The sequence below is a fragment of the Caballeronia sp. ATUFL_F1_KS4A genome (assembly GCF_023630905.1).
In the GTDB taxonomy this organism is placed as follows: Bacteria; Pseudomonadota; Gammaproteobacteria; order Burkholderiales; family Burkholderiaceae; genus Caballeronia; species Caballeronia zhejiangensis.
The window spans coordinates 99,298-120,017 of the sequence record NZ_JALQEB010000040.1; the positions used below are offsets into that span (position 1 = coordinate 99,298).

The 20,720-nt window shown below is 62.7% G+C and carries 19 protein-coding genes and 2 pseudogenes; 5 read left to right on the forward strand and 16 right to left on the reverse strand.

Annotated elements, in window-relative coordinates:
* Nucleotides 1–112 precede the first annotated feature (112 nt).
* The gene (locus NCS03_RS27940) at nt 113–2,299 is read left to right on the forward strand and encodes a hybrid sensor histidine kinase/response regulator family protein (protein WP_250530247.1); all 2,187 of its coding nucleotides are present in this window, start codon (nt 113–115) and stop codon (nt 2,297–2,299) included.
* A 16-nt stretch (nt 2,300–2,315) separates the two neighbouring features.
* Here the strand turns inward: NCS03_RS27940 and NCS03_RS27945 are convergent, their stop codons facing one another.
* From NCS03_RS27945 to NCS03_RS27960, 4 genes are all read right to left on the reverse strand, one after another.
* Nucleotides 2,316–2,525: a hypothetical protein gene (locus tag NCS03_RS27945; protein ID WP_250530248.1), complete on the reverse strand. Its 210-nt coding sequence runs from the start codon at nt 2,523–2,525 to the stop codon at nt 2,316–2,318.
* A 104-nt stretch (nt 2,526–2,629) separates the two neighbouring features.
* Nucleotides 2,630–3,868: a multidrug effflux MFS transporter gene (locus tag NCS03_RS27950; protein WP_175981403.1), complete on the reverse strand. Its 1,239-nt coding sequence runs from the start codon at nt 3,866–3,868 to the stop codon at nt 2,630–2,632.
* A 141-nt stretch (nt 3,869–4,009) separates the two neighbouring features.
* The gene (locus NCS03_RS27955) at nt 4,010–4,759 is read right to left on the reverse strand and encodes a DUF2278 family protein (protein WP_034470221.1); all 750 of its coding nucleotides are present in this window, start codon (nt 4,757–4,759) and stop codon (nt 4,010–4,012) included.
* Between the two features lie 41 nt (nt 4,760–4,800).
* Complete coding sequence (locus NCS03_RS27960; protein WP_250530249.1) at nt 4,801–5,613, reverse strand: CHAD domain-containing protein; 813 nt, start codon at nt 5,611–5,613, stop codon at nt 4,801–4,803.
* Nucleotides 5,614–5,800: 187 nt separating this feature from the next.
* Here NCS03_RS27960 and NCS03_RS27965 point away from each other — a divergent pair, with 187 nt between their 5' ends.
* Nucleotides 5,801–6,163, forward strand: coding sequence for an NUDIX hydrolase (locus NCS03_RS27965; protein ID WP_250458281.1), 363 nt, complete (start codon nt 5,801–5,803; stop codon nt 6,161–6,163).
* 61 nt (nt 6,164–6,224) lie between these two features.
* On the opposite strand, the gene NCS03_RS27970 is transcribed toward NCS03_RS27965, so the two are convergent.
* The 3 genes from NCS03_RS27970 to NCS03_RS31295 form a co-directional block, all read right to left on the reverse strand.
* Nucleotides 6,225–7,823 (reverse strand): MFS transporter, encoded by a 1,599-nt coding sequence (locus tag NCS03_RS27970; RefSeq protein WP_008347047.1) that lies wholly within the window; start codon nt 7,821–7,823, stop codon nt 6,225–6,227.
* 33 nt (nt 7,824–7,856) lie between these two features.
* Nucleotides 7,857–8,222, reverse strand: a complete 366-nt coding sequence (locus NCS03_RS27975) for a BON domain-containing protein (RefSeq protein ID WP_008347050.1) — start codon at nt 8,220–8,222, stop codon at nt 7,857–7,859.
* A 92-nt stretch (nt 8,223–8,314) separates the two neighbouring features.
* The gene (locus NCS03_RS31295; RefSeq protein ID WP_502801550.1) at nt 8,315–8,614 is read right to left on the reverse strand and encodes a hypothetical protein; all 300 of its coding nucleotides are present in this window, start codon (nt 8,612–8,614) and stop codon (nt 8,315–8,317) included.
* Between the two features lie 76 nt (nt 8,615–8,690).
* Between NCS03_RS31295 and NCS03_RS27985 the strand changes: the two are divergent.
* Nucleotides 8,691–8,839: pseudogene (locus tag NCS03_RS27985) on the forward strand (short-chain dehydrogenase/reductase); the annotation flags it as partial.
* A 9-nt stretch (nt 8,840–8,848) separates the two neighbouring features.
* Here the strand turns inward: NCS03_RS27985 and NCS03_RS27990 are convergent.
* The 5 genes from NCS03_RS27990 to NCS03_RS28010 all read right to left on the reverse strand — a co-directional run bounded on the left by NCS03_RS27990 (nt 8,849) and on the right by NCS03_RS28010 (nt 14,628).
* Nucleotides 8,849–9,679: a Rossmann-like and DUF2520 domain-containing protein gene (locus NCS03_RS27990; protein WP_250530250.1), complete on the reverse strand. Its 831-nt coding sequence runs from the start codon at nt 9,677–9,679 to the stop codon at nt 8,849–8,851.
* 23 nt (nt 9,680–9,702) lie between these two features.
* Nucleotides 9,703–11,151, reverse strand: a complete 1,449-nt coding sequence (locus NCS03_RS27995; protein ID WP_250530251.1) for an aldehyde dehydrogenase family protein — start codon at nt 11,149–11,151, stop codon at nt 9,703–9,705.
* A 2-nt stretch (nt 11,152–11,153) separates the two neighbouring features.
* Nucleotides 11,154–12,257, reverse strand: coding sequence for a tartrate dehydrogenase (locus tag NCS03_RS28000; protein ID WP_250530252.1), 1,104 nt, complete (start codon nt 12,255–12,257; stop codon nt 11,154–11,156).
* A 112-nt stretch (nt 12,258–12,369) separates the two neighbouring features.
* Complete coding sequence (locus NCS03_RS28005; RefSeq protein WP_250530253.1) at nt 12,370–13,290, reverse strand: LysR family transcriptional regulator; 921 nt, start codon at nt 13,288–13,290, stop codon at nt 12,370–12,372.
* Between the two features lie 99 nt (nt 13,291–13,389).
* Nucleotides 13,390–14,628, reverse strand: a complete 1,239-nt coding sequence (locus NCS03_RS28010; protein WP_250530254.1) for a type VI secretion system baseplate subunit TssF — start codon at nt 14,626–14,628, stop codon at nt 13,390–13,392.
* Between the two features lie 506 nt (nt 14,629–15,134).
* On the opposite strand from NCS03_RS28010, the gene NCS03_RS28015 reads away from it, so the two are divergent.
* Entirely contained in the window at nt 15,135–16,463 is a 1,329-nt protein-coding gene (locus NCS03_RS28015; RefSeq protein ID WP_250530255.1) for an MFS transporter, read from the forward strand.
* A gap of 41 nt (nt 16,464–16,504) precedes the next feature.
* Nucleotides 16,505–17,377: an NAD(P)-dependent oxidoreductase gene (locus tag NCS03_RS28020; RefSeq protein WP_008347080.1), complete on the forward strand. Its 873-nt coding sequence runs from the start codon at nt 16,505–16,507 to the stop codon at nt 17,375–17,377.
* Nucleotides 17,378–17,431: 54 nt separating this feature from the next.
* Here the strand turns inward: NCS03_RS28020 and ilvD are convergent, their stop codons facing one another.
* From ilvD to sdhB, 4 genes and pseudogenes are all read right to left on the reverse strand, one after another.
* Complete coding sequence (ilvD, locus tag NCS03_RS28025; RefSeq protein WP_250530256.1) at nt 17,432–19,291, reverse strand: dihydroxy-acid dehydratase; 1,860 nt, start codon at nt 19,289–19,291, stop codon at nt 17,432–17,434.
* Between the two features lie 106 nt (nt 19,292–19,397).
* Nucleotides 19,398–20,030 (reverse strand): TetR/AcrR family transcriptional regulator, encoded by a 633-nt coding sequence (locus NCS03_RS28030; RefSeq protein ID WP_250530257.1) that lies wholly within the window; start codon nt 20,028–20,030, stop codon nt 19,398–19,400.
* Nucleotide 20,031: 1 nt separating this feature from the next.
* A complete protein-coding gene (locus NCS03_RS28035) occupies nt 20,032–20,454 on the reverse strand; it encodes a nuclear transport factor 2 family protein (RefSeq protein WP_008347086.1) in 423 nt (140 codons plus the stop codon).
* A 189-nt stretch (nt 20,455–20,643) separates the two neighbouring features.
* Nucleotides 20,644–20,720: pseudogene (sdhB, locus tag NCS03_RS28040) on the reverse strand (succinate dehydrogenase iron-sulfur subunit); the annotation flags it as partial.

A 20,720-nucleotide genomic window follows, 5' to 3' on the forward strand; every position in this document is an offset into this window, starting at 1 on the left:
ACCACAGCCTGATTGCGCGACGACCGATGCGCACTCATGCATGGCGATGACAGACCTGCGTGCTACCATCGAAACGAGCGTTTCGGCGCTCGCGCACGCCTTGCAACGCGCCATGAACGAATCTGAAGAACACTCCGCTTCGGGCACCGCAGAGACCCTGCCCTCTCTGCCACCGCTCGACTTTCGCGCGGCGCGCAGACGGCTCTTCGCTGCACTCGTTGCGTCGATCGTCATTCCCTTCGCATTTTTCTGCCTGTACGGTTACTACACTTACGGACGCACATTCGCCGAAACCGGCGAGTCGCTCGAACGGCTCGTGCGTATCGTCGACGAAAAGGCCAACACCGTTTTCAGCATCAACCGCGAACTGATCTCGCGCATCGACGAGATGCTCGGCAGCGGCGACGCGGATTTCATCGCGCGCAGCCAGTCGGAGCTGCACGACAAGCTCGCGCGTCTCGCGGCGGCTCATGAACAGATCGCGGCGCTCTCCGTGCTCGACAGTCGCGGCAGGCTCGTGCTCAGCAGCCGCTTTTTTCCCGCGCCCGATGTGTCCGTCAGCGATCGTGCGGATTTCATCGCGACGCGCGATACGCATTCGAGCTTTCATGTTTCCATGCCCGAGCGCGGGCGCGTGAAGAACACGGACATCGTCAACACGCTGAGCGCACGCTATGCGAAAGACGGCCGCTTTCTCGGCGAAATCGCGATTGCCGTGCGGCGCGACTATCTGTTCGATTTCTATCACGAACTCATCGTGAGCGATCCCGCGCTCACGCTCGCGCTACATCGCGACGACGGCGCCGTGCTCGCGCGTTTTCCGCCGGCGTCCGCGCCCAATGCGCCCGATCGCCATTCGGTGCTGGCGAGCGCATTTGCGCAAGGCAAGCCCACGGGTCTGATGCGTTACATATCGCCGCTCGACAACGATGAAAAGCTCGCGGCGTGGCGGCGTGTCGGCGACTATCCCGTCTATGCGGCGGCGGGCTTTTCGATTCATGACGTGCGCCTCGCATGGTGGCGGCGCGATGTATCGATCGCGTCGATCGCACTGATTCCGTGCATCGCGCTGTGGGTGCTGATCGGCTTCTCGCTGCGACGCCTCAAAGCGGAAGAAGCGGCATGGCACAACTGGCGCGGCGAACTTGCGCTGCGCCGCTCGGCCGTCGCGGCCACGCGGCGGCTTCAACGCATGGGCGCGCTCGGCAATCTCGTCGCGAGCGTCGCGCACGACTTCAATAACCTGCTGATGGTCGTCACGTCGAACATGGAACTGGCACGGCGCAAGGGCTTCAACGGCCTCGAAAAGGAAGTCGCGGCGGTGGAGCGCGCATCGAAGAATGCGCAATCGCTCGCACGCCGCCTGCTGAGCGTCGCGCGACGTCAGCCGCTTCAGATGCAGGTCATCCGCCTCGATCGCTGGATGATGGACTCCGAGCCGCTCGTGCGCGCGTCGGTGGGCGACAAGGTCACGTTCGGCTCGCGCGTGCCGCCATCGACGTGGACCGTGCGCGTCGATGCGACGGAGCTGACCTCGGCGCTCATCAACATCGCCGTGAATGCGAAGGACGCGATGCCTCACGGCGGCGACTTTCGCATCGAGTGCAACAACGTGCGTTATACGTCGACGCATGAAGGTCTCGGCGCCGGCGAATACGTCGTGATCTCGTGCAAGGACAGCGGCGTCGGCATGCGCACCGACGTCGCAAAACAAGCGTTCGAACCGCTTTTCACCACCAAGGGCGCGGGCGCCGGGACAGGGCTCGGACTCGCGCAAGTGCTCGCGATGTCCGAGCAGGCGGGCGGCACGGCGCGCGTGAATTCTGCATGGGGCTTCGGCACGACAGTCGACATCTATCTGCCGCACTGGACCGGCGAAGTCGATGCGCCTGCGGATGCGCCGCCTGTGGAGACCGTCGATCGCGAAGCGCCATCGTCCACCGTGCTGATCGTCGAAGACAACGAGGAAGTCGCGGCGGGCCTGTGCGCCGTGATCGACGTGCTCGGCTGGCAAGCGCGCCACGCATCGTCAGGCGATGCCGCGAGACAGATGCTCGAAGCCGGCGATGAATTCGATCTCGTGCTATCCGACATCCAGATGCCCGGTAGTTACGACGGCATCAAGCTCGCGGAATGGATCAAGTCGACGCGCCCGAATCAGCCGGTCACGCTGATGACGGGTTACGCCGATCAGCTCGACGAGGCGCGCCGCACCGGCTTTACCATACTCGCGAAGCCTTTCAATATCGACGAGTTGCAACGGCTGCTGAACGGCCTGTCGATGCGCGCCGCGCGGTGAGTCTCGTTCGTGCGCTTCAGTGCAGCGGCGATTCTGCGGGCAACTGAAACGCATCCACGGTATAGCCCATGTTGAAATATCCCGCGCGCGCGTAGACGGAAATGTGCTCGAGCTGCTCGGCGCGCGTGGTTTCGCTCGCGGCGTGCGCGTCGTTGGCCGAACGCTCACGCGCACGCTGCGAAGGGCCCGAAAGCGCCTGCCAGTAGTGAGTCAGGAAGTGCGGCATGGCTCGCCTCCTCGATGCATGAACAGCTCGAATCTAAGCCTTCAAAAAGACTTGGACAAACAAGCTTTTCTGCAATGCATTGCAGGCCGCACCGCTTTGGCGCATCAGGCTGCGTCGACGCCTTCCCGCACGGTGCCCGTGGCCTGCGACTGCTCCAGATGGCGCAGCAGCAACGTCACCATCGCGACGACGGTGAACGCGAGAATCACGAAGAACGCCGCGAGGGGCGTGAGAATCTGCACCGACACGAAGCCCGCGAGACCCATCATCACCGACGACACGAGCAAGAGCGAGCAGCCGAGAATCGCCGCGGTAAGGCCCGCGATATGCGGAAAGAGCGAATTGCCCTTTGCCATCAGCGTCGGGTACATCGCGCCGGCGCAGAAGCCCATCACGAGCACCGGCGCGGACAACGTCCATACGGTGAGGCCGACCGTCAGCGAGAGCAGCAGCATGACGACCGATGCGCCCGCCATCACGCGCGCGCCGATGCGCAGCCGTTGCTCCGCGCTCGGCAGACGCGCGCCATGCACGCGGTTCGACAGCCCGCCGAGGAAATACATCATGCCGATGGCGAGCGCGAGATAGCCGAAGTACGTCGGCGGCTTGTGCAGCGTGTTCTGCACCATGAAGGGGCCGACGATGTTGAATACGAGCAGGATGCTGTAGCACAGCCCTTGCGCGAGAAAACAGCTCTGGAAAACGCGGCTCGACAACACCTTGCCCGCATTCGTGAACAGCGTGCGCGGCGCGAGATGCACCGGCTTCTGCAAGGTCTCGCGATAGCGCCATATGAGCGTCCACATCACGATCGAATAGATGAGCAGAAAGACGAGGCACGACTTCCAGCCGAACCATTCCTGCAAGTGCGCGCCGATCACGGGCGCGACGATCGGCGCGAGCCCCCACGCGATCGACATGTAGGTGAACGCGTGCAGCAGCGCCAGGCCCTTGAACGAATCGGTGATGATCGCCTTCGCGAGCAGGTTGGTCGCCGCGATGCCGAAGCCTTGCAGGCACCGCGCGAGCAGGAAGGTTTCGAGGTTCGTCGCCGCGAGCGACAGTAAGCAGCCGAGCGTGAAGACGACGAGCCCGAACGCCAGCACTTTTTTGCGCCCGTACGCATCGGCGATGGGGCCGAAGACCAGTTGACCGATCGCATACGCCGCCATGTAGCCGGAGACGCTCGACTGGATCGCCTGGGGCGACGTGGCGAAGTAACGCGCCATCGCGGGCAACGCGGGCACGTAGATATCGATGGCGAGCTGCCCCGCCGACGCGAACAGGCAAACCAGAAACAGCAGGAATTGCGGGGAATTCTTCGAAGGATGAGCGTGGTTCATGACAACGACGAATGAGCGAAGGCCGGCGGCCTCTGCGGGCCAATCCGGATGGGGATTCATCGTATTGTGCCTGTCATCGCGCGAATCGGCTCAAAGCCCTCGTCGCGCGTACGTCAACCTGCGCGTTTCCCGCGCGATCGATCACGTCTTGCCATGCAGAATGGGATGCGACTGGCCCGGTATCGGGCGGCCACGGCTGTCCGTCGGCACGAGCTGCGTCTGGAACGCGACGAACAGCGCCTGAAACTTGCCGTCCACTTCGATCATGACCGCGCCGTCCTGAAACACGCCGTTCTCGTTCGAGTGGTCCTTGACATGCGTGCCCTTGCCCGGCTTCGGGTTGCCCTGATTCATATGTGTCTCGTGCAGCCCGTCCTTCCCCGGCTCGAACAGGAAGCCAAAGCCATAGACGGTCACGTCTTTCGTCGGCTTCCATCCGAGGCGATCGTCGCTATAGCTCGGCGTTTCATAGACGTAATCGACGCCGTTCGCCGACATGTCCAGTTGCAGCATCTCGTTGAGAAGCGCATTGATATCGTTCTTCTCGTCCTTGGTGTCGAGCGGGATCGGGCGCATCGCGTCGAGATCGACGAGTCGCGAATCGTGCACGTAATCGAGCTTCGGGAAGTTCGCTGTCGACACACCCGCCGACAGCTTGTCGAGATCGGCCGTCATCGGATGATCGAAGTATCGATTCCAGACATACAGCACGAGATAACCCGCTGGCCCCGTCAGCGAGCTATCGGATTTCACGTTGGTGACGATGTCGAATGGCTTGCCGTTCGCGTCCTCGCTGACGATCACGTAATGCGGATCGCCCTTATAGCCCTGAAGAAAGGGGACGCCGAGCTTGACCGTGCCCTTGAAGACAACGTATTCGTTGCGCGCCATGATGACAACATCCTTTCGGCAGATATGCGATCACGACGATATCAACGAATCGCTTTTCTCGCAGCTTTGAAGCGATGTTTCTGCTCCGCCTTCAGCGCACGTAACGCGTGCTTTTCGCTGGCATCGTCGGCGAATTCGCCTCGTGAATTCGAAAGCAAATCGCGGCTCGCAACGACATCGTTCAACGCGCCGAAGCGCTTTTGAAGCCGCTTGAGGCTCTTCACCTCGGCGCGCAGTTTCGCCGGGATATCCGGCTCGAAAAACTCGATCAGATAACGCACCTTCTTTCCCGCCTTGCGCACTTCGTGATACGCAGCATAGTCCGACTGTTTCGCGCGCAACGCCCGCTTGATGCGCTTCTTCAGCTGACTGCGCGCCGCGCCGATGCGCTTCTTCGCGAACCGTTCGACCGGCACGCGTTGCGGTCCCGTGTTGAGCTGATGATTCGCTTCCTTCAATCCGCTCAGCAGCACATGCTTCATGTCCGCGTTGGCGAGATTTTCGATGCTCGTCGCGAGCACGTTAGCCCGATGCCCCTTCACCGTTTCGTCGAATCCTTCGACATCGAGTTCATGCAGCAATTCGATCAGAATGTCCCAGTCCCGCGCGCTGCCCGCCGATGTCGCGAGATACCTGAACAGCGCGCGCTGACGCGTATCGAATTCTTCGTCCAGCAAAGGCCGGTATGCCCAGAACAAAGTGCGCAGCCTGCGCAACGCAACACGCAGCTTGTGAAGCACTTCCGGGTCCGTGTTTCCGTCGAGCGTGGCAGCGTGCTGCATCGCCTCGTCGATCAGCGGCGACGCGAGATCGCCGAATCTGGCTTCGGCCGTGATGCGCGTTCGATCGTCCATGATCGCTCCCTGTTACCGAATGACCCGGTTACGCAACATGCATACCCGCTGCGCGGGGCGAGCGGAACATGTCTTGCTTCATGCGCAATACGGAAAATGCCGCTGTCATCGGATGCTCCACAATGAAAAAACGGTTGGGTACACTGGGTCCGTTGACAGGACATAGCTTATAGATAACGGAGTCGGTTTGAGGAAGCGAGCCACCGTCATTTGTCGGAAGGGCAACCGGATACTTCTGGTGGCGCGACGTCGCACCAAGTGGGCGCTGCCCGGCGGCATGCTCAAGCGAGGCGAGCATCTTTCGGACGCCGCGCTTCGCGAACTCAAGGAAGAAACTCGTCTCGCGGGCAAGTCGGCGAAATTCCTGTTTCAGCATCGTGGAAGGCAGAAGCATCATCACGTCTTCTTCTGCGATGTGCCGAAGAACGCAAAGCCGCGCGCGAGCAATGAAATCTCTCGCTGCCGCTGGGTTCATATGTCGCAAATTTCACGACTCGCGACCACCGAGCCGACGAGACACATTGTGAAGGCGCTCGGCGGCAAACGCTGACACCGTTTGGCCCGACATCCTCTTGTCATAATCGGACTCTCGCATGGTCGTTCGGCAAACGTCACGCGCTTTGTCCTTTCGCATCGCCATAATCGACGCGCACCGCAGGCACGAACCACGCGAGACAGAGGCCGACGAACGCCGCCATCGCGGCGACCACGAGCCCGACGTGAATCGACGCGACGAGCGCCATGCGCGCCGAGTGCATCATCGTCATCGCATCGGCCGCTTGGCCCGCCGCGACGAGGCGTTCGATCAGCGCAGACTGTTCCGCACGGTCGATCAGCAGGTCCGGGCTCGCGAACGATTTGAGCCACTGCGTCGCCTGATACGAATCGAGCGGACGATGCACGTTTTGCGCATAGAGATGCCCGAGCAGCGCGCCGGTGATCGCGGTGCCCAGCATGCCGCCGAAAATGCGCAGCGATTGCAGCAACGCCGTGACCGCGCCGATCTGCTCGCGCGCGACGATCTGTTGCGAGCAGATGGTGAGATTCGTCGCGACGAGCCCGAGGCCGAGTCCGCTCGCGCCCATGCACGCCATCCAGACGGCATGCGGTTCGTGACCATCGAGCGAGACGAGCGCGAGACAGCCGGCCACGGAAAGCGCGAAGCCCGCATACATCAGCACGTTCGCACGCGGGATGCGCGTGACGATGCGGTTGTTGATCATGCTGCCGACGGTCGTGCCGAGCAGCAGCGGCGTGATGAGCATGCCCGAATCGTGCGGCGACATGCCATAGCCGCCCTGAAACAGCAGCGGGATGTAGAAGGCCATCGAGAAGAGCGCGAAGCCGCCGAGCACGGAGATCGCGAAAAGCGCGGCGAGCTTGCGGTCCATCAGCACGTCGACGGGCACGACGGGATAGCCCATGCGCTTTTCCCAGAAGTACAGTGTCGCGCCGAACAGGAGCGTGACGAGCGCAAGCACGATCGTCGTGCGCGAGACGCCTTCTTTCGGCAGCAGTTCGATCAGCAGTTGCAATGCGCCGAGCGTCACCGCGACGACGCACGCGCCGAGCCAGTCGAGCTGAATCCGTCCACGCGTCTTCGCATGATGCAGGTTCGGCACGAACATCAGCACGAACATTAGCGAGACGATGCCGATTGGCACGTTGACGAAAAACACGAGCCGCCAGCCGCGCATCTGCGTGAGCATGCCGCCGAGCGTCGGGCCGATCACGTTGGCGACGCCGAACGTCGACGTGACGAGCACGAGCCAGCGCAGACGCAGCTTCGGATCGGGAAAGAGATCGGCGACGGCGGCGAAAACCGTGCCGAGCAGAATGCCGCCGCCGATGCCCTGCACGCCGCGCGCAATCACCAGGAACAGCATGCTGTCGGCGAATCCGCACAGCACCGACGCCAGCGTGAACAGCACGATCGCCGCGAGCAGAAACGGCTTTCGTCCGTAAAGGTCGCCGAGCCGCCCGAAGATCGGAATCGTGATGACGGACGCGAGCATGTACGACGTCGCGACCCACGCGTACAGATCGAAGCCCTTGAGTTCGGCGACGATGCGCGGCATCGCGGTCCCGACGATGGTCTGATCGAGCGCGACGAGCATCGTGACGAACGCGATGCCGAGCATCGCGAGCAGCGATTCGCGAAACGGCAGGCGTTGCCGTTCGCGATCGCCGACATCCAGGAACGAGTTCATGACATGCGCGAGCGCGCGCTCAGAGGCAGTGTGTTACTGCCCGCCTTCCTGAATCGTCAGAACATTCTTCACCGACTTCACGCCGTCCACGCCTTTCGCGATCGACGCCGCCTGGTCGATCTGCTCGCCATCGGCTGCGTGACCGGCGAGCGTGATCGCGCCGTTCTTGGCGATCACATTCATGCCGTTCGTGTCGATGCCGCCTTTTTGCAATGCCTGAGACACCTTCTTGCTGAGCGCGCGGTTGGCTTTGCGCGCCGTCGATTTGGAGCTTCCCGTGCTCGCCGAAGGCGTCGCGGACTGGGTCGATCCCGCATCGCTGGTCTGCGACCATACGTTGACGGAAAAGGCTATCGCTGATGCAACGGCGGCAAATCTGAGCGCATTGATCATCTTCATTGCGTGGCTCCGGTAGCTTGCGTGAAATGGAGGATGCAAAGGCAAGATGGATTCTAATCGGCGCTTCGCGATATCGCAGGGAATCGGGCCGTTCATTTCGCTAGCGCGCGCAATCGCGTCGGCGTAAGGCAGAAATCGGCGTTTCCCGCGAGCTTTGCGATCATGAAGTCGATGAACGTTCGCACGCGAAGCGGCCGCTCCGTTCGATGCCGATAGTAGATGTAGATCGATTCGCGCTGCGTCATTTGACGCGTGAGCAAGGGTACGAGACGTCCTTCGCGGATATGCGCGACGGCGAAAAAAATACCGAGCGCTTTCGGCGCGCTGATGCGCAACGGCCGGGCGATGTCTTCCTTCGCGCTCTTCGCATCCGCGATGGCAGACGTGAGCATCGCAAGCGCCGGTTCGACGCTCTGCAACAGGCGCTGTGGCTTGCGGCGATATCCCCTGATCAATGACCGCACGCCGCTCATCACGCTCGCCGATGCGCAACGCCGCCGCTGCGCCTCGCGCTCGGCACCGACACGCTGAAGCCCATCGCGGAGAAGAACGCGCATGTCGAAGCCGAAACGGACGCGTGGCGTGAGTCATCGAGTTCGACGGATTTCGCTGTTTGATCGCGCCAATTACCCTCGCACCTTGCCCGTCAGCGCGAGGCGCGTGGCGAGCGTCGAGAGCGCGTCGTAGGCACCGCGCGATACCGTGTCCCACGCGCCGATCGCCTGCGATTGCACTTCCACGACCGCGCGATCGCCGCGCGCCGCCGGACCGGTCAACGCATCCTTCGGCCCGAGCGAAACGACGTTGGTGGCGGCATTGCGCGTGAGCGTGTGCATCATGTCTTCGATGAGCGCTTGCGGAATGCCGGCCGCCTGCCACATCTCGACGGACATCGCCGCGAGTATCGGCAGAAAGTTCGATGCGACGACCGCCGCCGCGTGATAAAGCGCCTTGCTGCCCGGCTCGATATCGAAGCAGCGCGCGCCGATGGCCGCGAGAATCTCGCTCCATGCATCGCGGGCGGCGCGATCGCCTTCGAGTCCGCATGGCGTGCCTTCGAACTGGAACACGGCCGTGCCGGGCTTCGCGAAGCTCAGCATCGGATGCGCGCTCGCCACGCTCCAGCCGAGCGCGCGCAAGGGCGCGAGCGTGTCGGCGTCGAGCGCGCCGCTGCAATGCACGGCAATCGTCGGCGCATCATACTTGCGATGCGCCGCAAGCGCTTGCGCTACGTCCGCGATGCGTGCATCGGGCACCGAGAGCAGCCAGATATCGGCGGGATGCATCGCGGCGATGTCGTCGAGCGCCCGGCCCGCGCCGATGAAATCGACCGCTTCATGCGCATGCGCGAGATCGCTGTCGCATACATCGCCGATATCGAGCACGCGGTTCGCGACGATCAGATTGCCGAGCGTCGCGCCGACCCGCCCCGCGCCGATGATGTTGAGAGTCGCCATGATGATGTGAACCCGCGCGAGACTCAGCCGTGCCTGATCGCGATGGTCTTCAGGCTCGTGAAGCCGTACAGCGCTTCGAAGCCCTTCTCGCGTCCATGCCCGCTCGCCTTCACGCCGCCGAACGGCAACTCGACGCCGCCGCCCGCGCCATAGTTGTTGATGAACACCTGGCCCGCCTGCAGCTTGCGCGCGAGTCGCAGGCCGCGCGAACCGTCACGCGTCCACACGCCCGCTACGAGACCGTAGTTCGTGCCATTGGCGAGCTTCACGGCTTCGGCTTCGTCGTCGAAGGGCATTACCGCGAGCACCGGGCCGAAGACTTCCTCCTGCGCGAGCCGGCTTTGCGGCGGCACGTCGCGAAACAGCACCGCTTCCTGGAAGAAGCCATTGCGCGACGCTTCCACGACGATCTTGCCGCGCGCCGCGACGCGTATGCCTTCGCCTTCCGCCTGCTCGACGATGCTGCGCACACGCGCATGTTGCTTCGCGTTGACGAGCGGACCCATGTCGAGATCCATCGCGGGCGGCCCGGAACGCAGCGCTTCGAAACGCTGCGCGAGACGTTCGATCACGGTTTCGTAGATGCCGCGCTGAACCAGCAGACGGCTGCCCGCCGAACACGTTTGTCCGGCGTTCTGCACGATCGCGTTCTGGATCACGGGCAAGGCTTCGTCGAGATCGGCATCGTCGAAAACGAGTTGCGGTGACTTGCCGCCGAGTTCGAGCACGCTCGGGCAATGACGTTCCGCCGCCGTGCGTCCGACGAGCGCGCCCGTCGCGGTCGAGCCGGTGAACGAGACATGACCGATGCCTTCGTTCGCCGACAGCGCCGCGCCCGCCTCGCTGCCGAGTCCGGTGACGACGTTGATCGCGCCAGCCGGAAAGCCGACGTCGGCGGCGATTTCTGCGAGCCGCACGATCGACAGGCTCGCGTCCTCGGCGGGCTTCACGACGCACGCGTTGCCCGCCGCGAGCGACGCGCCGACGCTGCGGCCGTAGATCTGCATCGGGTAATTCCACGGAATGATGTGGCCCGTCACGCCGATCGGCTCGCGTACCGTCAGCACGGTAAAGCCGGTCGTATAGGGCAGCGTTTCGCCGTGCAGCTTGTCGACGCAACCCGCGTAATACTGCAGATAGCGCGCGAGCACGGCCGCATCGGTGCGCGCGGTCTTGAGCGCCTTGCCGGTGTCGCGCGCTTCGAGTTGCGCGAGTTCGTCGGCGTGTTCGAGAACGGCGTTCGCATAGGCGAACAGCAGGTTCGAGCGCTCGACAGGCGAGAGCTTCGCCCACGGACCGTCGAGCGCATTGCCCATTGCGCTGCGCGCTGCGTGGACAGCCGTGGCGATATCGGCGGCGTTGCCGCGTGCGATCGCCGCGAACGGCTCGCCGGTGCTCGGATCGATGACATCGAGCGATTCGCCGTTGTCGCCCGCTTTCCACGCGTTGCCGATGAAGTGACGGTATTCCATGCTTACTCCGTGATCAGTGCATGTTCGGTGACGGCTTCGGCGATCGCCTTGCCGACTTCGATGGTGTTCGCCGTGCCGCCCATGTCGGGCGTGCGCGGGCCGTTTTCGAGCACGCTTTCGATGGCCGACAGGATGGTCTTCGCCGCCGCTTCGTAGCGCGCGTCGCCGCGTCCGAGATGCTGGAGCATCAGCGCGGCCGACCAGATCTGCCCGATCGGATTGGCGATGCCCTTGCCCGCGATATCGGGCGCCGATCCATGTACCGGCTCGAAGAGCGATGGAAAGCGCCGCTCGGGATTCAGGTTCGCCGAAGGCGCGATGCCGATGGTGCCCGTGCATGCGGGACCGAGATCGGAAAGAATGTCGCCGAAGAGATTCGACGCGACCACGACATCGAAACGGTCAGGATGCTGCACGAAATGGGCGCACAGAATGTCGATGTGAAACTTGTTCGTCGCGATGTCCGGATAGCGCTTCGCCGCTGCGGCAAGGCGCTCGTCCCAGTACGGCATCGTGATGGAGATGCCGTTCGATTTGGTCGCGGCGGTGAGCTGCTTCTTCGGACGGCTCTGCGCGAGCTTGAACGCGAAGTCGAGAATGCGATCGACGCCCGTGCGCGTGAAGACCGCCTGCTGCGTCGCGAACTCGCGCTCGGTGCCTTCGAACATGCGTCCGCCGACCGACGAATACTCGCCTTCGGTGTTCTCGCGCACGACCAGAAAGTCGATGTCGCCGGGCTTGCGATTGGCGAGCGGCGAAGGCACGCCGGGCATCAGCCGCACGGGACGCAGGTTCACGTATTGATCGAACTCGCGGCGAATCCTGATGATCGATTCCCACACCGCCGTATGGTCCGGCACGATGTCGGGCGTGCCGACCGCGCCGAAGAAGATCGCGTCGTGCTTGCCGATCTGCTTGTCCCAGTCGGCGGGCATCATCGTGCCGTGCTGGACGTAATGCTCGGTGCACCATGATGCGAACTCGTCGAAATCGAGCGCGATGTCGTAGCGCGCGGCGGCGGCCTTCAGCACGCGCAGCCCTTCGACCATGACTTCCTTGCCGATGCCATCGCCCGGAATGACGGCGATGTGATGTGTCGTTGCCATTGCGCTCTGTCTCCTAGTTTTCGACGTTTGATCCGAGGGGAAATCTAGCGGAGGCGTTGTTGCTGCGGAAGTGCGAATCCGGAAACGGGAGTCTTCGAATATCCGCAAGGGCTCAGCTTGCGGCGCGTTCCCCGCCGGGCGCGACGAGCGATGCGGGCGCGAGTCCGCTCAGATAATCGAAGAGCCTGTGCGCGGGCAAAGGCGCCGCGCCCACGCGTATGCCGACCGACATCACGCGCTCGGCCCACGGATTCGTCAGGCGAATGAAGCGCAGACGCATGGGTTCGCGAAAGAGCCGCACCGCGCCTTCGGGCAACACGCCGATGCCCTGCCCCGCCGCGATCAGCCTGCACATGCCTTCGAAGCTTTGCACCTGTACGCGAAAGCGGATCGCGCGGCCCGCGAGCGCGGCTTCCTTGACGAGCATGCGCGTGACTTCGGCCTTATCGTCCAGACCGACGATATCGTGCTCGAGCAGCGCGGCGAAATCGATCTGATCGCCTTGCAGAACGTGATCTTCGGGCACGACGACGCTGATGCGATCCGTGCAATACGGCGCGAGGCGAATGCCTTCCATGCCGCTCTGCGACGTCACCACGCCGACATCCGCGCGCCCTTCGCGCAGCGCCTGAAGAATGTCCATGCTGCGCAATTCGCTGATATGCAGCTTGATGTCCTGATAGCGCTGGGAGAACGCACGCAGATGATCGGGCAAGTCCTGGCTGATCGCGGAGATATTGGCGAACACGCGCACGCGGCCGACGGAGCCTTTCGTGTAATCGGATAGCTCGCTATAGATCGCGTCGGTCCTGAGCAGCAGTTCCGTGGCGTGACGCGCGAGCGCTTCGCCGGCCGGCGTGGGCTCGACACCCGCCGACGTGCGATTCAGAAGCCCCACGCGAAAGTGATGTTCGAGCAGCGCGATGCGCCGGCTCGCCGTCGATAGCGACATATGCGATTGCTGCGCCGCCTTGGACAGGCTGCCCATTTCGACGGCGCGCAGAAAGAGAGCCAGCGACGTGAGATCGAACAAAACCGGATGCTCCGTGGAAGTTTATTCCGGGGAGTATGGCATTGGGTTGGGGTTGCTGTGGCGTGGAGGGATACAGGAAAACCCTGAGCGATGCGGCTATTAGAAAGGCGCACCCTCGAATTCCATGAGCGGAAAAAGCGTGTCCTTGCCGTCGATATTCAGCACGAGCCGCGTCGCGTGATGGAAGCTTGCATAGCGGCCAACGAAGCGGCTCAGCACATCGCCGAAGAGCGTCGCATCGCCGGGTCCGTCAAACGCACTCGCATCGAGCCGAACGTGAACGCGAATCTCGAAGCGCATAGGCCCCTTTCCCACGCTTTCATGCTCGGACAGCCGCACGTCTCGAATCGCATCGATGCGTCGCGCGATGCTTTCGTCGTGTGACCAGTCGTAGAGCTCCAGCGCCTCACGGAGCACCACCGCGCCGCCCATCCCGATCATGTTCAACTCATTCGCGCCGCCTGCCGTGTAGTGCCCGAGCACGCGCCAGTCGTACTCCGGGTGATAGCGCGGAGGATAGAGCGGCAAAGTCGGCGCTGTCACATTGCGCACGGAAGCGATGCCGGTAAAACCCGACACGGTCTCGTTGATCGTCGCCTCGGACAGCGCCATGCGCGGCAGGCGTCCGTTGTTCGCGAGCGCGCGAACCGTCAGGTAGCCGTCCGGCTTTGGACAATTCTCATCGTGTCGGGAATCCGCATGGAAGCGCTCCCAGAGCGAACCGGAAAGCGTCACCCAGAGTTCGCGGCCGGTTACGCCAAAGCGCATCGAGGTATGGAAATACCGCTCAGGCTTCTCGTAGCGCAGCGTCCAGCCGCGATGGCGGAAGCTCGTGAATGCGCCGTAGGCGTGGCGCGCGCTGTCTTCCGGATCGGCCGCCGTCACCGCGAGCACGTGATACGGCTCGACGTGCCCTTCCTTCGCCGCCTTGTCGATTGCATCGCCGATCATGCCGTCCCATGCAGCGCGCGTGTAGATGCCGGAGACGGTCTGGCTGGTCGTGAAGAGACCACGCGCATCCGCGCCGTTGATGAGCGATGCCAGCGTGATGTCCGCGTACTTTCCCTTGGCCTGTTCGAGCACGGATTGGTAAAGCGTGTCGTCGGAATTCTGCAGGCCGATCTGGTTGACGAGCATATTGCGCGCGGCGATGGTCAGATCGTTCGATGCGTTCACCGTCACATCGACCTTATAGTCCTCGCACAGGCCCGCTTTTACTTTGAATTTCAGAACATCCAGATCGAGATCGAGCGTGCCGATCCACACGTTCAAAATCTGCGTAAGGCGCGCACTCGGATGGCGCAGCGCGTCGGTCAGATTTTTCGTCACAGCATTCATACGCGATCCTTATTCTGTTCAACCAACTCAAGAATTAATCGTTTTTCTTTGGACCGATGAATTTAGGATTGCATTACAAATAGGTCAACCGGCTGATCGGTATTTGTTTGACATTCACGACCTATTGATTAAAGAAATCAGAATTCGGACATCGCCCATACCATGAGATCGAAGCGCGTGATTGAAAGAATGAGAAATTGCCTTTGAGCAGCAGACTTGAAGAATCGAGAGAAAATTCGACTCTTCTTCACCGGTCCGATCGGTGTGAGGAAAAGCCAGATCGCACAATCTTTCAACTCGCTGTCCAGAGCAAACACTCACTGCGTCGCGGGGCCATACAGGAAAACCCGGATCAAATCCCGCCCCGCCCTCCACCCCGTGTTCGAACTATTCGAAAGCCCGCTTCAACGATTTCGCATATCACTCGCGCTCAGCAGCCGCTACATTTCTTGTGTCCCGCCGCGTCCCGCGCGAGCAGGGACGCAAAAACGAATACGGAGACAGACGTGGAAATCGATGCGACCAACATGCCGCAAGGCGCGGCATCGCCCGCTGCGTCACACGATGCGGCCACCGCGGACCGGATCTTTCGCCGCCTCGCGCTGCAAATCCTGCCGATCCTGATGTTCGCGTACATCACGTCGTACATCGATCGCGTGAATGTGAGCTTCGCGAAGCTGCAAATGGCGCAGCAACTCGGTTTCTCCGATGCCGTGTTCGGCTTCGGCGCGGGCATCTTCTTTCTCGGCTATGTGGTCTTCGAAGTGCCGAGCAACATCATCCTGCAACGCGTCGGCGCGCGCCGATGGATCACGCGCATCATTCTGTCGTGGGGCATGGTGTCGGGCCTCACGGCCTTCGTCTCCACGCCCATGCAGTTCTATGTGATGCGCTGCCTGCTTGGCGTCGCGGAAGCGGGCTTCATTCCGGCGATCGTCTTCTATATCGGCCAGTCGTTTCCGCGCAACCGCCGCGCGCGCATCCTCAGCATGTTCTATGCGGCGCTCGCGCTGGCGGGTCTCATCGGTTCGCCGCTGACGGGCTTCATCATGCAGTACTTCGATGGTCTCATGCAGTTGCCAGGCTGGAAGTGGATCTTCATCGTCGAGGCATTGCCCGCGTTTCTCGCGGCGGTCTATACATGGAAGGGACTCGACGACGACGTCACCCAAAGCCCGCGTTTCAGCGAAACGGATCGCGCGTTGTTGTCGCGCGTGCTCGCCGAGGATCGCGCGGTAACGGCGCAATCGAATCACAAGGGCCTCTTCACCAGCGCGCTCGTGTGGGCGTTCTGCCTGATCTATTTTCTCGATGTCTTCGGCATCTACGGCTACACCTTCTGGGCCCCGACGATGATCAAGTCGATGGGCATCTCCGGCGACTTCGCGATCGGCGCACTCGCCGCATTGCCGAACGCCGTCGCGGTCGTCGTGATGGTCATGTTCGGCCGCAGCGCGGACAAGCGCGGCGAGCGGCGCTTGCACGTCGCGGCGCTGCTGCTGATGGGCACGGTGGGCTTGTCGCTGTCGGTGCTCTGGCATGACAACCTGTGGCTCGGCATGATCGCGCTGTGCATCGCGAATGCGGGATTGCTGTCGTTTCCGCCGCTCTTCTGGAGCATGCCGACGGCCGTGCTCGGACAGGCCGCGGCGGCGGTCGGCATCGCATGGATCAGCGCGTTCGGCAATCTCGGCGGCTTCTTCGGCCCATATGTAGTCGGCTTTCTGAGGCAGGCTTCCGGCGGCATGACGCTGCCGATCTTCTCGATGGTCGGCTGCCTCGCGCTCGGCATCGTTCTCACGATGCTGCTGCCGAAGCGCCTCGTGAACCGCTGAGCATTTTCAAACTTACACGACAACATGAAGAGAGACACAGCATGAAGCAACGCATCGGCATGATCGGTGTCGGCCTGATGGGGCACGGCATCGCGCGTAACGTGATGAAGCATGGTTATCCGCTGACGGTCGTCGAGCATCCCGGCAATCAGCCGCTCGACGAACTGCTCGCGGGCGGCGTGAAGACCGTCGCGAACGGCGAGGCGCTCGCGCGCGCATCGGACATCGTCATTCTGTGCGTGACGGGCTCGCCCGAAGTCGAAGCGGTGCTGACCGCGCCCGATGGCGTGCTCGCGGGATTGCAGCCGGGCGCGATCGTCATCGACTGCTCGACGGCGGTGCCCGCATCGACGCAGCGCATGGCGGCGCTCGTGAAGGAAGCGGGCGGCCTCTTCGTCGATGCGCCCATGACGCGCACCGCGAAGGAAGCGCATGAAGGGCGGCTGAATCTGCTGGTCGGCGCTTCGGCCGAGCTGTTCGCGCGCATCGAGCCGTTGCTGCGTACCTATGCGGAGAACGTGACGCTCGTCGGCGATGTGGGCGCGGGACACAGCATGAAGCTGTTGCACAACTTCGTGTCGCTCGGCACGATCGCGCTGATCTCGGAAGCGGCGGCCTGCGCGAAACGCGCGGGCGTCGATGCGCAGACTTTCGTCGATGTCCTCGCGAAAGGCGGCGGTGGTGGCGCGGCGCTCGAGCGGCTGCGTCCGTCGCTTATCGACGGCGATCCGTCGGGCATGCCGTTTCACATGTCCAATGCGTTGAAGGATCTCGGCTACTACGTGACGATGGCCGGCGACAACAACGCCGTCGATGCGATCGCCGGCGCCGTGCGCGCGACGTATGCGGATGCGGTCGAGCAAGGCGGCGCGCATCGTACTTTGCTGGAGTTGCCGAGGTTGCTGGGCGATTGAAGTTGCGATAAAAAAAGCCGCTCATCGAGCGGCTTTCCCTGGCGCTTTAAAGCCTCAATCGTCGAGCAAGGACAAGTCGCGCACCGCGCCCTTGTCCGCCGACATCACCAGCTTCGCATACGCCTTCAGCGCAGCCGACACCTTGCGCGGACGCTGCTTCGCGGGCTTCCAGCCCTTCGCGTTCTGCTCTTCGCGACGGCGCGCGAGTTCATCGTCGGAGAGCAGCACGTCGATCGTGCGATTCGGAATGTCGATGCGAATCTTGTCGCCGTCGCGCACAAGGCCGATCGCGCCGCCCGCCGCCGCTTCCGGCGAGCAATGACCGATCGACAGGCCCGATGTGCCGCCCGAGAAACGTCCGTCCGTCAGCAGCGCGCATGCCTTGCCGAGACCCTTCGACTTGATGTAGCTCGTCGGGTACAGCATTTCCTGCATGCCGGGCCCGCCCTTCGGACCTTCGTATCGAACGATGACGGCATCGCCCGCCTTCACCTTGTCATTGAGGATGTTCTCGACGGCTTCGTCCTGCGACTCGGTGACGTGCGCCGTGCCTTCGAACACGAGAATGCTTTCATCGACGCCCGCCGTCTTCACGACGCAGCCATCCAGCGCGATGTTGCCCGTCAGCACCGCAAGGCCGCCTTCCTTCGAGAACGCGTGCTCGTACGAGCGAATGCAGCCTTCGGCGCGATCCGTATCGAGGCTCGGCCAGCGCGTGTTCTGGCTGAACGCGACTTGCGTCGGCACGCCTGCGGGACCTGCCATGTAGAACGTCTTGACGGCTTCGTCGTCGGTGAGCTTGACGTCCCATTGCGCGAGCGCGTCTTTCAGCGTCGGCGCGTGCACGGTCGGCACGTCGGTATGCAGCTTGCCCGCGCGATCCAGTTCGCCGAGGATCGCCATGATGCCGCCCGCGCGATGCACGTCTTCGATGTGATACTTGTTCGTGTTCGGCGCGACCTTGCACAACTGCGGCACGGTGCGCGACAGACGATCGATGTCCTTCATCGTGAAGTCGATATCGGCTTCGCGCGCGATCGCCAGCAAGTGAAGAATGGTGTTGGTCGAGCCGCCCATCGCGATATCGAGCGTCATCGCGTTCTCGAACGCCTTGAAGCCGACCGAGCGCGGCAGCACGCGCGCCTCTTCCTGCTCGTAATAACGGCGCGCCAGTTCGACGATGCCGCGTCCCGCGCGCTTGAACAACTGCTCGCGGTCGGCGTGCGTCGCGACGACGGTGCCGTTGCCGGGCAGCGAGAGACCGAGCGCTTCGGTGAGGCAGTTCATCGAGTTGGCCGTGAACATGCCCGAGCACGAGCCGCATGTCGGGCACGCGGAGCGCTCGACTTCGGCGACTTCCGCATCGGAATACGACTGGTCGGCGGCGATCACCATCGCATCGACGAGATCGAGCTTCTTCAGTTCGATGGCCTTCGTCTTCGGATTCGCGAGGCGCGTCTTGCCCGCTTCCATCGGGCCGCCCGAAACGAAAATGACGGGAATGTTCAGGCGCATCGCGGCCATCAACATGCCCGGCGTGATCTTGTCGCAGTTCGAGATGCAGACCATGGCGTCGGCGCAATGCGCGTTGACCATGTATTCGACCGAATCCGCGATGATGTCGCGGCTCGGCAGCGAGTACAGCATGCCGTCGTGACCCATCGCGATGCCGTCGTCGACCGCGATCGTGTTGAACTCCTTCGCCACGCCGCCCGCGGCTTCGATCTCACGCGCGACGAGCTGGCCCAGGTCTTTCAGATGAACGTGCCCCGGCACGAACTGGGTGAACGAGTTGACGACGGCGATGATCGGCTTCGAGAAATCTTCGTCTTTCATGCCGGTGGCGCGCCAGAGGGAGCGCGCGCCCGCCATGTTGCGTCCGGCGGTGGAGGTTTTGGAACGGTATGTGGGCATCGTGGTTGCGGTTGAAATGTCGCGAATGAAAGCGGGCCACGAGGGGTGAGGGCCCTTGCGCGCGGCATCCGCGACCTTTTGGGTCGGGTGGGCGCGAATTTTGGGATTATCCCATACCTGCTTCGTCCATTCCGCTTCGACGCGCCGCCTGCACCAGCGCGCGAATCGCCCAGCGTCTGACCTTGCGCGCGCGTGCGTCGTCGAGTTGCAGCACGTCCTTGCAGACGATCATCGCCTCCGTGCCGATGACGAGCGCGAGCGCCTGCGTGAGCGTGTCGAGCGCGGCGGGACTGAACTTGTCTTGCGCGGGTTCGAGCGCGGACTCGATCAACGGTGTGCGGCGATTCTGCCGCAGCGGCATGTCGTCCTGCGATTCGCCCTTCGCCGCCCGCTCCAGCGAATGCGCGAGCATCATGCGCAACGGTGCTTCGTTCGCAAGAATCATGTCGTTGAGCGCGGCGTCGACACGCAACAATCTCGCGACCGGGTCGGCCGATGCGCGCGCCGAAAATAGCTGGCTCGCAACGGGCGTGTCGACATCGAGCGATGCTTCGAGTAAGAGCGCATCGATGCTCGGGAAATGCCGATACGCCGTCGCACGCGACACGAGCGCTTCTGCCGCGACCTCTTCCAGCCCGGGCTTGCGCCCTTGCTTCATCAGCGCCGATGCCGCCTTCAGCAGATCCTTGCGCGTGCGCTGCTTCTGATTGCCGCGGGTCTTCGGTTCGGACTTCGCCATATCAAGCCTGCGGCAACTGACCGATGATCGCCGCGAGATCGACCCACACGTTTTCACGGCGAATCTGTCCGCTTTCGCTGAATTCGACGACATGCAGCATGCGAAATTCCAGCGGACGCCCACGGCCTTCGAGCCCGAACGGCCGGCCCGGCGCCTTGCCGCGCCACAACGACTCGTCGATGACAAAGCCGTCCCCATACAGACGGCGCAAGCACTCGACCCGGCTCTCCGACAGATCGGCAAACAACGCTTCGTAGAACGGCCGCGCGCGCTCGCGTCCGTGCGCCGGACCGGCAGGCCAGCCAACGACATCGTGCTCGACATCGTCGGTGAGCGTGGCGAGCACGCCTTCGACATCGTCGCTTCGTTCAAAACCGAAATGCTCTTCGATCTTGCGGTCCATCTCGACAGCAGTCAGCGTCATGATTGCCTCCTTGCACAGGTCACGCTTTCCAATTCATTCTAGTGAGACGACAGTCTCATTACAAGATTGAAATATCGTCTGGTGCGAGATGGTTAGCTATGCAATCACTTCAATGCATCGGCGCATATCGCAGATAAAAAAAGCGCAGCCTCTTTCGAGACTGCGCTTTTTTTCCTTACGGTGCGGGGATCAAACCGCCCGTCGCACCATCAATTCCTTGATCTTGCCGATCGCCTTGGTCGGGTTGAGCCCCTTCGGGCACACGT

What these genes read in the sequence shown, in the direction of transcription:
- NCS03_RS27945 (WP_250530248.1), bottom strand. Translation starts at nt 2,525, where the DNA reads ATGCCGCACTTCCTGACTCACTACTGGCAGGCGCTTTCGGGCCCTTCG.
- NCS03_RS28010 (WP_250530254.1), bottom strand. Translation starts at nt 14,628, where the DNA reads ATGAATGCTGTGACGAAAAATCTGACCGACGCGCTGCGCCATCCGAGT.
- NCS03_RS27940 (WP_250530247.1), top strand. Translation starts at nt 113, where the DNA reads ATGAACGAATCTGAAGAACACTCCGCTTCGGGCACCGCAGAGACCCTG.
- NCS03_RS27975 (WP_008347050.1), bottom strand. Translation starts at nt 8,222, where the DNA reads ATGAAGATGATCAATGCGCTCAGATTTGCCGCCGTTGCATCAGCGATA.
- NCS03_RS28020 (WP_008347080.1), top strand. Translation starts at nt 16,505, where the DNA reads ATGAAGCAACGCATCGGCATGATCGGTGTCGGCCTGATGGGGCACGGC.
- NCS03_RS28035 (WP_008347086.1), bottom strand. Translation starts at nt 20,454, where the DNA reads ATGACGCTGACTGCTGTCGAGATGGACCGCAAGATCGAAGAGCATTTC.
- ilvD (WP_250530256.1), bottom strand. Translation starts at nt 19,291, where the DNA reads ATGCCCACATACCGTTCCAAAACCTCCACCGCCGGACGCAACATGGCG.
- NCS03_RS27960 (WP_250530249.1), bottom strand. Translation starts at nt 5,613, where the DNA reads ATGGACGATCGAACGCGCATCACGGCCGAAGCCAGATTCGGCGATCTC.
- NCS03_RS27990 (WP_250530250.1), bottom strand. Translation starts at nt 9,679, where the DNA reads ATGGCGACTCTCAACATCATCGGCGCGGGGCGGGTCGGCGCGACGCTC.
- NCS03_RS28030 (WP_250530257.1), bottom strand. Translation starts at nt 20,030, where the DNA reads ATGGCGAAGTCCGAACCGAAGACCCGCGGCAATCAGAAGCAGCGCACG.
- NCS03_RS28000 (WP_250530252.1), bottom strand. Translation starts at nt 12,257, where the DNA reads ATGGCAACGACACATCACATCGCCGTCATTCCGGGCGATGGCATCGGC.
- NCS03_RS27970 (WP_008347047.1), bottom strand. Translation starts at nt 7,823, where the DNA reads ATGAACTCGTTCCTGGATGTCGGCGATCGCGAACGGCAACGCCTGCCG.
- NCS03_RS27950 (WP_175981403.1), bottom strand. Translation starts at nt 3,868, where the DNA reads ATGAACCACGCTCATCCTTCGAAGAATTCCCCGCAATTCCTGCTGTTT.
- NCS03_RS27995 (WP_250530251.1), bottom strand. Translation starts at nt 11,151, where the DNA reads ATGGAATACCGTCACTTCATCGGCAACGCGTGGAAAGCGGGCGACAAC.
- NCS03_RS27955 (WP_034470221.1), bottom strand. Translation starts at nt 4,759, where the DNA reads ATGGCGCGCAACGAATACGTTGTCTTCAAGGGCACGGTCAAGCTCGGC.
- NCS03_RS31295 (WP_502801550.1), bottom strand. Translation starts at nt 8,614, where the DNA reads ATGCTCACGTCTGCCATCGCGGATGCGAAGAGCGCGAAGGAAGACATC.